The following is a 9,897-nucleotide window of genomic DNA, read 5'->3' as shown; positions in this document are numbered from 1 at the left end:
AAAAAGGATCGTCAGCATATCTGCAACGATCCTTTTTTGACAGCCTGCTAGTTGAAAACAACATCTGACGCCGGTAAATACCGAATTCAGTTTGCAGCCTAAGATTTCTATTTTATTCTGTATTAAAGCTCTTCCTTCGAATTTGCAAGTTTAACAGAAAGCAATCCTGACATGTTGCCACTCTTTTTAGTGCTGATGCTAACCCAGTGGGTACCTGTTGCCCATGGTTTTGTTCCATATTCAGACCAAGTTGCACCAGGAGCTACAGAGAATAACATTTTTTGAGTACCAGACAGAGTACTTTGAGTAACTCGGACAGTTAGGGTTTCCTTAGATGTATTTTGAACCCAAACTTTGACCCATCCATAATTTGCTTGGATATTAAAACTCTTCGTGTAGCTACTTCCGGAAATCTGTGAATTCACAATCTCATTATCAACTGCCATTGGGGTAATGATTCCTTCGCCTTGTGCAGATGCAGTAGTTGCTGATGAGTCCCCTACATTATTTGTTGGTGCTGCAGATGCAAGCGTGACAGCTGCTACCAAGGATAATGCCGACAAACCTACGAACAAAGTGCTTTTCTTCATAATTTAAAACCCTCTTATTTAAAAATATACATAAAAATAGCTTAGCAAACTTACCATAAGTTACATGTATATACAATAAGAAAATAATTACAATTTCAAAATTTTATGGGCGGCCAGCTCAAAACGTGGACATGAAGCTTAATGGGATATTATTAGTCTAATATAATTCCCCTGTTCTCTACCGTCCGCAAAGGTATACAAAAAGGATCGTCAGCATTTCTGCAACGATCCCTACTTTCATTCCGCTAGCTGGCTGTATACCTCAATTATCATAAGCCTTCTATCATAACCCATGATATGGAAAAAACAAAAGAGCCGCGATCGTCGCAGCTCCCTACTCTTTTGGCTTCGTCATTCTCTTCTTTACATAGAGTAAAACATGAATTCCAGCGTATATAAACAGGACATTAAACAGATAAAGAAGAGCATTCACATAAACATTGGAAAGGAACCAGATCGTATCATCAGGTTTCTTATAATGATAATCAGTAAAGAACCGCAATGGAAAACCATACTCTGTTCGTAAAGTCCCCTCCGTGTAGGCTGTTCCTGGAATAAAGATCAAACCTAATACAGCAAGCCAAGCCGAAAGATTAAATATTCTTTTATTAAACGTCAACTCATCTCATCCATTCATTACATTTTCGGTATCCACCACATTCGCAAACATACTCAGAACCGAATTGTGATGTTCTATAATTTGCTCAGCTTGAAGAATGTTGGAATTCCATGTGCTGTGAGCATCACGAACCAAGGTTAGTGCATAGCCAAGGCTACTTGCTCTGCGACAAGTCGTATCCACGCATATTTCCGTCTGCATGCCAGTCAGAATAAGATCCTTCACTTCGTTTTCTTGTAATTTCATGTTCAGATCTGTTTCGTGAAACGAATCCGGTGTAAGCTTTTCAATAATAAGGTCACCAGTGATCGGCGCAATGGACGGATGAATCGCCCAACCTGCCGTTCCACGCTCAAGGGGACTGCCTGCTCCTTCACTATGCTGAATGTAGATAACGGAGTGACCTTTTTCCCGAGCCTTGGAAATGACGTGTTGTATTTTCTGAAGCAATACGTCCCCCAGATATACGGGATCTGATTCATCGAACATGGCTACCTGAACATCGATTACAAGAAGTGCACAGTGGGTTGGCATCTTATATTCCTCCTGAAAAATAATATTAAATCAGCACTTGTTATGACTCCTTCTTCCGTTTTCGCACCGTTAACAAACCTTCCAAACCCAGATCGATCAACACAAATAGTATAGCAGCTAGGACGCCAAATAAGCTCAAAACTAACGACTCTTTAAAATTTAAAATTTCTTCTCCAGCGCCCATGAGTAAATAATAGATATACATACCTAAGACTCCAGCACATGCGTAACCCAGTATTCTCAGACTTAGATACAAGGCATGATTAACGAACTGGATTCTGCTCAACAGATAGTCCAGCAATAAAGATAACGGTAGCCCGATCAATGTGATCAGGGGAGTCGCATATACAAGATAAACAAGAATATAGAAATCAAAGCTGTAAGATTCATTCATGGATATGATACTTGCAATTAAAGTGAAACTAATGATGGTTAGAACGGTCGTCAGGAGCTTTCTTCCAATGTTCATATCACCACTCCCATAAGGTTATCCATATACAATGAATGTTCCTATGCGTCAGATTCTCCCGGTTGCCACCCGATTTCTTGGGACCATAGATGAGCTTTCTCTAATATGCTCCACACCATCGGTCCTTTGCCTTCCACGTATTTTGGCCGCTGGTCCTTGTATAATGCCATAAGCCTGTGCTTATCTTCCGCATATTTCAATCGATCCTCTGGATGTTCCCTCAAATAATCTCTAAAAAGCAAGTTCATCTGTTCAGAGAAACTCCCTGCTTGTCTTACATGTACATGCGTTCTCCTGCATCCGGGTACTTCGCGAAAATATCGCTTGGTTTTATCCGGATTTTCTTCTCTGAAAACGAAGCCGGACGCTTCAATTTCATGCTTGTAGTTAAGCAAACTATCATACTTAGATACGGAAATTTGTATATCTATGATCGGTTTGGCATCCATTCCGACGATGGAAGTTGATCCGACATGGTCAATCCGCACAGCCTTTTCTCCCAACGCCTCTCTTAATCTCATCCCGGTTTCGAGGAACATTGGCCTCCAAGCAGGATCATACGTTGCAATTCTCCATTGATCTTCCATGTAGTCCTCCCTTCGATTTCATTAAGTATAGTTTCTATCATCATTTCTCTACACGACTCTATAAACCAAGTGAGATGTTTCCTCTCCTGAAAGAAAACCTAATCTGGTATATAAATAGTCAGCCTTATTTCCTAATGTAACGAATAAACGAATGGTTGGAGAGAAACCTTCCAGATGAGAAATCGCCTTGGATAACATATATCTTCCCAAACCCTGATTACTATAGCACGGCTTAACTGCTATATCATACACAAGAGGTATATCCTCCCACATCGAAATCAAACAAAATCCAACAACCTCGTTTGTCTTTTTATCTACTAAAACCGATGATGCATTCAATAGCTCATCCTGACGGTTATGTTCAAAATAATAACTCACGTCATCCCGATATGTATCCAGATTTCCCTCATCCATTCCTCCACGATATGATTCGTTCATGACTTGAACAATGCTTGGCAAATGCTCCAATTTGGGTTTAATAGAAATAAAATCAGTATGCAGGTCATTTTCAATCTTCTCCGTAGGTCTAATCATACATTTTCTTGTGTTTAACACTTCGAAACCAGCCGACTTCAACACATCAATATGTTCAGCCAGAACATTGTATGCATCTACCTTTGACTGACCCCCTGAATTTTGAATGGCATAATTCTTTAAGAAATGAACCAGATCTACAGTCAACATGGACGGAGGAATCATGAAGAAAGATCCGAGCTCACTGCTTGTCAAAGAAATCCCGCCCACTCGTTGATTGTCTTGATAGATCCAATAACAATCACTTGCGTCTAACATCATTTCTTGAAGAGATACCCAGCTCGGTCTAAACCAGATATTCTTTCTATACGTCGCAAAATACTTGGCATAGCTAGTTTGATTCGCTGCTACTAACGAATATGAAGTCTTATCACTCATTGCCTTCTCCCTCTCTACTACAACTTACTTCTCGGTGGTTATCCAAATATGTTGTAATCTATATTTGATTCTCAGCATACAACTCATTCTTTGCTACGGCTATATAATACATAAACAAGTGCTACTACACTTTTGTTTGAGAAATCACGAGAATTGACAAAAAAAGAGAAGGAACAAAAGTCCCTCCCCTTACCTTTTCAGATATAATCACACTTAAATTTAGAAAACTCAGCTACAGAACCTTCTCCGCTCGCGTATAGACCAATGAGCACCCCTGTAAATCCCCCGGCAACTTCTGAAGAAAGGTATTTCGTCTGTGCTGTACCTAAGAGGATATCCTTGCCATCTGCATGAATTAGGAAGCTGTAGCGTTCATGGCTTGCCTGTATAACCAATGTGGCATGATGATCACTTCCCAGTTCAACTTCATTTTCGACTGATTTGATATCCCCAATATTCAGACGCTCAATCACCTTATACCCGCTCTGCTCTTTGCGAATGGCCAAGTCATAATGGTGCTGTTCATCCATATAGATGGTGATGCCTGCCTCGCCATTCGTAAGACTAACGTCAACAGAGATGGTCGCATCAAAGTCTTTTTGGCGTAGGCCAATGAATGTCGGGGATGCTGGAACATCCAGTGTCACTTCGGTTCCTTTTAACTTTAAGTTGCTTTGCTCTAACAAATAATTTTCTGTATTGGGATGACGAAGATAACACCAGTCCAGATTCCAATCCGTGTTCTCAAACGTATAGCTTTTCTTCTCTTGTTGAATGACTATGTCGGAAATACGATCAGTGTCAAAACTCATAAGCGTCGTACCTTCATGCCCTGCCGTAAACCAGCCTTCCTCATCAAAGTTAACTGGCGTAAGGAATACTTCTCGGCCCAGATGATGATAGGTAAGCCATTGTCCACTCTGACGGAATCCCAAATGGAAAATCCACCAGTTGCCTTCCTCGTCCTGAATCAAGTCGCCATGACCAACCCCCTGCAATTCGTAACCGCCCAGATTACGGTTGGTCAGAACAGGATTCTTGGCATAGGGCTCGAAAGGACCCGAAGGAGAATCTCCCCGCGCATACGTGACCATATGACCGTATTCGGTTCCGCCTTCAGATGCCATGAGGTAATAGTATCCATTGATTTTATACAAATGTGGGCTTTCCAGATAACGTCCGCCTGATCCTTGCCATATTGAACGGCTTGGAGTCTTTTTGCGACCTGTTTCAATGTCAATTTCACACTGAATGATTCCCCCAATCCCTTCATCATCGGTCCCGTTGCTCATAAAGAAGGCCTTACCATCTTCAAAATACAAATCCGGATCGATTCCCCCTTGATCCACAATAATCGGTTCTGACCACTCCCCGTATATATCGTCAGTCCATATGTAGAAATTCTGACGCGTCGTGTCGTTCGTCGTGGTCATATAGAATCGCCCATTGTTGTATCGAATTGTAGGGGCGAAGACACCTCCAGAGCTGCCCACCGTCTCCAGACGAATCTGGCTTTTTCGAGTTAAACAATGACCGATTTGGGTCCAATTCAATAAATCTTTGCTTTCAAAAAGCGGGACACCCGGAAAATACTGAAAAGAACTGCACACCAGATAATAAGTGTCATCCACCTTGCAGATGCTCGGATCAGGATAGAATCCTTTAATAACCGGATTATTGTATTTCATTTGAGCCACCTCTTTTTCTATAATTCATATATTTAAGAATCCAACTTCATAAGTAGATAAAAAAATTAAACACTATCGCAAACATACTTTCAATGCATTAGAGTTGAAGAGTCCAGTTAAATTCATTAAATTAATATATATATGATTTCAATAGATCTGGTTAGGAGATTGTTAAAGATGATCAAAGCGAACGGAGATCCAAAATTCATACCATTATACGAAGCGCTGGCAAGCGAGGTTAGATGGAGGATCATGGATTTGATTGCAGATAGCGAAATGAATGTCAAGGATATTGCGGCTGCGTTAGAACTTAGCCCCTCCATCGTCACGATGCACATACGAAAGCTTGAGCAAGCCGGACTGATTGATAGCCGTAGGATACGCCTGAATGGAGGCACGCACAAATTGTGTTTCCTCAAACAAAATAACATTGAGATCGAACTACCATCCCCCAGCCGGACAGCAAGAATTAGAGAGCAGACAATTTCAGTGGGGCACTATACTGCATTTGAAATCCATCCTACCTGTGGACTTGGAACACACGAGAAAGAAATTGGTGTTTGGGACGACCCACGCTACTTTCTTGATCCTGAGCGGGTTCACGCTGCCATCCTTTGGTTTGGAAGAGGTTATGTCGAATACAAAACGCCTAACTATATGCTTCCCGATCAGACTGCTAACGCCATTGAAATTTCAGTGGAACTGGCTTCTGAAGCCCCGGGTTTAAGAGATCATTGGCCATCGGATATCCGATTTACGTTTAACGGCATTTCGCTTGGAACGTGGACAAGCCCCGCTGACTTCGGAAGAGCTGCCCGAGGCAAATATACACCAACATGGTGGCATCGCAATGTGAATCAATATGGATTATTAAAGACGATTCGTGTTGATGACTCGGGTACGTATATGGATGGAGAGCGGATGTCGGACGTGACGATCGAGGATATCAAACTGGAGCAGCCATTCTGGACGCTTCGTTTCACAGTTGACGAGGAGGGGGCTAACGTCGGGGGATTAACACTTTATGGTTCCGGGTTCGGCAATCATGACCAGGATATTGTCATACGCGTACAACGCTAATCTTTCTTTATGTAGTAACGAATAATCCCGTTCTTCTCTTCAAACGTATTCCTTTGAATGAACGGTCCATCAGGAACTAGCTTTACATCATCCATTGTTGTTGAAAAATAAGTGATTGGTTTCCAACATGCTTTATAGGGGATAGAGCCTTCTATTCCAACAAATTCTTCCTGGTTGTATTGAGATTTATCTATAAATGATGCTTCATAGATAAAATCAATTTCATGACCTAATTCATCTTCTATCCCAAAAATATTTTCAATAATGGAAATTAATCGGGGCTCTTCGATCTCTTGATCCAACTCTTCCTTGAGCTCCCTGATCAGAGTTTTCTTACTGTTCTCACCGAACTCTATCGTTCCACCAATAGGTCTGTAGAAAGTAGTTGAAATATCCGGGAAGTTAATTTCCTGAACCAAAATGCGATCTTCTTTCCTCAAAATAGCTAATGAGACAGAACGAATTTTCATTTTTTTCTCCTTAACCTATGTTTGTTTTTATTCCTTCGTACTAAATGTCTGAATATACTTTCTGGCATCGTCTCTGAATGTTTCCGTATAATGATCGTTTGTATAATCTTTTAACACCTTTCGCCAGAACGCTATTGCAGGAGTGTTACTCTCCATCTGAGCAAGTGCCCAATTGGCTTTGTATAACTCAAATATCTGCATCGCAGCAGCATATCCAACTCCACTTCTTCTAAACTTCTTCAGGATCATAAAGTCATAGATTACATGTGTAGGATCTGAATCGGTATCTAAATTTTCAAGTAGTACAATCACAAAGCCGGCTATAGTGCCAGAAATCGTAATGAAATATGGCCTCCACCTGTTATCACCTTCCCAAATGAAGTCAATATTCACATCGTATTTGCCTTCTTGATTGATATCCTCGCTTGTAAATTCGCTGAAATCATAATGGTACAGTTGATACAGATTCGATAACATATTTTTCTCTGCCAACGTTACTGGAGTGAGGTCTACTATCATACTGCCTCCCTATAGTTCTCTTTTAAATTTCACGCTGAGCATTGGTGCTCCAACGGATAGAGCTATTGACGGCTCGAACGCATCGCCTTTACATGTTTTAAACTACTATCGTTTAAGAACTCTTTATAGACTTCGGATTCAACGGCGTAGATCGCCACTTTTCCTTGTGAATTATGATGAATACCCCAACCGTAACGCTTACCCAACGAAGAAGTACGAAGACAGGGTTGTCCCTTAGAGAAAAACTTGGTTCTCTCTATGGATCTTTGTTCGTCGGGTATATCATTGCGCTGCGCGAACACTTCAAACATGACATCCTCTTGCGTATATTGATAAGGGTGGTTTGCTATCATTTCATATTGTATAACTGGAACGGTTTTACTGCCGTTTTTGGCTTTGGGGATCTCTGCCACTTTAACAGGGCAATCTTCTGCTACTGCAATAAAAGTTTCATAGTAGTTCATGTCTTTCATCTATATATCCTCCCATCAATTCAGAAAATTAAAGGATACGAATATACGATCAAGCTTGAGCTGTTTTATAAATATTTCTTAAAAGCCTTGCTGGATTCCCCATCGTACCCTAACTTCGTGTAGAAGCCGTGTGCTTCGTACCTGGATGAACCGCTGGTGAGAAACACTTTTATACAATTTTTCTGTATGCATACATCCTCTATATACTTCATAAGTTCAGATCCATGACCCTTGCTCTGCACATGCTCCGTAATGATAACCCGCTCAACCACGCCAAAAGGTCTATTTTCCACTAAAGCATCCAGACAAATATGTAAATGCGCAGTCCCAATAACCTGATCATCGACTTCGTAAACAAATAAGAAACTGTTGGGATTATCCCTTACTTCTTCAATCCGCTCCGCCAGTACCTTCGTATTCAGGTTGTTCGGTAATAATTCTTTGTACAACCTTTCAATAACCTCGACATCCCTTGCTTCGGCCTCTCTGATCATCAGGTTCCACTCCTCAACTTAAATAGTAAATTAAATGATAACTACGTCCATAATAACCCAAAAAGCGGTATATGCGAACAGTAACTTCCTCTTTTTCCACCTGCTGATTAGCGGTTCTTTCCTTACAGGTCCAGAACAAAAAACCACGGTTTCCCGTGGTCCATCCATTCCAGTATGCTCTATTCTACCGATCCACTTACCAGTCTTCCTTCAAACCATACCGCTTGTCGCGCAGACCTTCTGGCAACCGCCTCTGCCGAGCAACTTGCTTCTACCAGTACAAAACTAGCTGTATCCCCTACCTTCGGCCATACCTGTTGTCCCTCTGAATCTAGTGGAGTGATACCACTTGTGACAAATGCAAGAGACTGAGCCAAGGAGCGTTCATCGTTATACCCGTACAATTCGGCAAAACGGCCGGCTTTCTCCAGTTGATCTCCATTCCCAAATGGAGACCAATGATCCGTCAAACTGTCTGTCGCCAGCTTCACGTTCACTCCATGTTTATGGAGCATCGGAAGTGGCATCATCATTTTACCGATAGGCACGGTCGAAGCAACACTCATACCAAGGGAGGCCATTCGCTTCGCCATATCTTCCGTTTCTTGCTGCTCCGCACGGGCGAACCAGAACGCATGACTTACGGTAACTTTACCCTGAAGTCCTGCTTCTTCGGTCAGATCAACCAATTGCAGCAACGTTTGTTTACCCGGTTCTCCAGAATCATGCAAATGAATATCGATGCCTGCCTGATATTGAACAGCCAGTTCGACCATTGCGTTAAGCGATTTCTCAATATGCTCGTCCACGGTGTGAGGATCAAGTCCACCTACATGAGTAGCCCCTTCCGCCATGGCTTGACGCATGAGCTCAACCGAATTAGAGCGGAGAAGTCCATGCTGTGGGAAAGCGACGATTTCAGAGGATATTTTGCCCGAAAATGTCTCCAATGCCTGCTTTGTCGCTTCCAGCCGTTTCAACCCGCTGACCGGTTCAATATTGCAATGACTGCGCACATGGGTAGACCCATATCCCTGAATCAGGCTCAGAATGCTCTCCGCCTGACGCTTCGCATCGGGTAATAGCTTGGGCAGCAACACTTTCTCTTCTTCGATACGTTCGAAAATGCTGGAGATGCGTCGAACCGCTTTCCATGGTGCATCATAATACGTTTTATCCAAATGAATATGGGCTTCCTCGAACGAAGGCAACAGCAGCAATCCTTTACCATCTACCTTTGGCAACTCGCTTGTTAATTCCGTATCCCCATCCACGATGGCTGAAATGACTCCATCTTCAATCCGCAGATGACCAAGGCTCGTCCGGGTGCCAGTTACCTGCCCGTCTTCCATTACATAACTTTGCTCCAATGATACGTTGGTTAACCAGTATTCCTGCTTCAACATAGTCACTCCCTCTTTTCACTCGGTCTATCGAGCATCGAGTACCGATTCATCTGTGG

12 protein-coding genes are annotated in these 9,897 nt (G+C 42.2%); 1 reads left to right on the top strand and 11 read right to left on the bottom strand.

Translation table 11 applies throughout. The features are described from left to right. Nucleotides 1-122: 122 nt before the first annotated feature. The 6 genes from A6049_RS14135 to A6049_RS14105 form a co-directional block, all read right to left on the bottom strand. Nucleotides 123-590 carry a hypothetical protein gene (locus A6049_RS14135; RefSeq protein WP_063565281.1) on the bottom strand — a complete coding sequence of 156 codons (468 nt, stop codon included), beginning with the start codon at nt 588-590 and terminating at the stop codon, nt 123-125. 625 nt (nt 591-1,215) lie between these two features. After that, a complete protein-coding gene (locus tag A6049_RS14125) occupies nt 1,216-1,743 on the bottom strand; it encodes a cysteine hydrolase family protein (RefSeq protein WP_063565279.1) in 528 nt (175 codons plus the stop codon). Nucleotides 1,744-1,783: 40 nt separating this feature from the next. Then, a complete protein-coding gene (locus A6049_RS14120) occupies nt 1,784-2,212 on the bottom strand; it encodes a hypothetical protein (RefSeq protein WP_063565278.1) in 429 nt (142 codons plus the stop codon). Between the two features lie 41 nt (nt 2,213-2,253). Beyond that, nucleotides 2,254-2,799, bottom strand: a complete 546-nt coding sequence (locus A6049_RS14115) for a GrpB family protein (RefSeq protein WP_063565277.1) — start codon at nt 2,797-2,799, stop codon at nt 2,254-2,256. A gap of 48 nt (nt 2,800-2,847) precedes the next feature. Beyond that, nucleotides 2,848-3,711 carry a GNAT family N-acetyltransferase gene (locus tag A6049_RS14110; RefSeq protein WP_063565276.1) on the bottom strand — a complete coding sequence of 288 codons (864 nt, stop codon included), beginning with the start codon at nt 3,709-3,711 and terminating at the stop codon, nt 2,848-2,850. 197 nt (nt 3,712-3,908) lie between these two features. Further along, nucleotides 3,909-5,399, bottom strand: coding sequence for a glycoside hydrolase family 43 protein (locus A6049_RS14105; RefSeq protein WP_063565275.1), 1,491 nt, complete (start codon nt 5,397-5,399; stop codon nt 3,909-3,911). A gap of 177 nt (nt 5,400-5,576) precedes the next feature. Between A6049_RS14105 and A6049_RS14100 the strand changes: the two genes are divergently transcribed. Then, on the top strand, nt 5,577-6,479 hold the full coding sequence (locus tag A6049_RS14100) for an ArsR/SmtB family transcription factor (protein WP_063565274.1): 903 nt from the start codon (nt 5,577-5,579) through the stop codon (nt 6,477-6,479). Here A6049_RS14100 and A6049_RS14095 read toward each other — a convergent pair. From A6049_RS14095 to A6049_RS14075, 5 genes are all read right to left on the bottom strand, one after another. Further along, a complete protein-coding gene (locus tag A6049_RS14095; RefSeq protein WP_063565273.1) occupies nt 6,476-6,949 on the bottom strand; it encodes an NUDIX hydrolase in 474 nt (157 codons plus the stop codon). The two genes, A6049_RS14100 and A6049_RS14095, sit on opposite strands and share 4 nt — an antisense overlap. A 27-nt stretch (nt 6,950-6,976) precedes the next feature. Next, complete coding sequence (locus A6049_RS14090) at nt 6,977-7,468, bottom strand: GNAT family N-acetyltransferase (RefSeq protein ID WP_063565272.1); 492 nt, start codon at nt 7,466-7,468, stop codon at nt 6,977-6,979. A gap of 62 nt (nt 7,469-7,530) precedes the next feature. After that, a complete protein-coding gene (locus A6049_RS14085) occupies nt 7,531-7,941 on the bottom strand; it encodes a DUF6157 family protein (RefSeq protein ID WP_063565271.1) in 411 nt (136 codons plus the stop codon). A gap of 65 nt (nt 7,942-8,006) precedes the next feature. Then, complete coding sequence (locus A6049_RS14080) at nt 8,007-8,435, bottom strand: GNAT family N-acetyltransferase (RefSeq protein ID WP_063565270.1); 429 nt, start codon at nt 8,433-8,435, stop codon at nt 8,007-8,009. Nucleotides 8,436-8,614: 179 nt separating this feature from the next. Then, a complete protein-coding gene (locus A6049_RS14075; protein WP_063565269.1) occupies nt 8,615-9,841 on the bottom strand; it encodes an amidohydrolase family protein in 1,227 nt (408 codons plus the stop codon). Nucleotides 9,842-9,897 lie beyond the last annotated feature (56 nt).

Origin of the sequence: Paenibacillus sp. O199, from assembly GCF_001636635.1 — a bacterium.
Taxonomy (GTDB): domain Bacteria; phylum Bacillota; class Bacilli; order Paenibacillales; family Paenibacillaceae; genus Paenibacillus; species Paenibacillus marchantiae.
Note: the sequence above shows the minus strand (reverse complement) of the source record. Positions and strands in the feature narration are given on the sequence as shown.

Coding starts and splice junctions, on each gene's coding strand:
- A6049_RS14090 (WP_063565272.1), bottom strand. CDS start 7,468: ATGATAGTAGACCTCACTCCAGTAACGTTGGCAGAGAAAAATATGTTA.
- A6049_RS14135 (WP_063565281.1), bottom strand. CDS start 590: ATGAAGAAAAGCACTTTGTTCGTAGGTTTGTCGGCATTATCCTTGGTA.
- A6049_RS14100 (WP_063565274.1), top strand. CDS start 5,577: ATGATCAAAGCGAACGGAGATCCAAAATTCATACCATTATACGAAGCG.
- A6049_RS14080 (WP_063565270.1), bottom strand. CDS start 8,435: ATGATCAGAGAGGCCGAAGCAAGGGATGTCGAGGTTATTGAAAGGTTG.
- A6049_RS14115 (WP_063565277.1), bottom strand. CDS start 2,799: ATGGAAGATCAATGGAGAATTGCAACGTATGATCCTGCTTGGAGGCCA.
- A6049_RS14075 (WP_063565269.1), bottom strand. CDS start 9,841: ATGTTGAAGCAGGAATACTGGTTAACCAACGTATCATTGGAGCAAAGT.
- A6049_RS14085 (WP_063565271.1), bottom strand. CDS start 7,941: ATGAAAGACATGAACTACTATGAAACTTTTATTGCAGTAGCAGAAGAT.
- A6049_RS14105 (WP_063565275.1), bottom strand. CDS start 5,399: ATGAAATACAATAATCCGGTTATTAAAGGATTCTATCCTGATCCGAGC.
- A6049_RS14125 (WP_063565279.1), bottom strand. CDS start 1,743: ATGCCAACCCACTGTGCACTTCTTGTAATCGATGTTCAGGTAGCCATG.
- A6049_RS14110 (WP_063565276.1), bottom strand. CDS start 3,711: ATGAGTGATAAGACTTCATATTCGTTAGTAGCAGCGAATCAAACTAGC.
- A6049_RS14120 (WP_063565278.1), bottom strand. CDS start 2,212: ATGAACATTGGAAGAAAGCTCCTGACGACCGTTCTAACCATCATTAGT.
- A6049_RS14095 (WP_063565273.1), bottom strand. CDS start 6,949: ATGAAAATTCGTTCTGTCTCATTAGCTATTTTGAGGAAAGAAGATCGC.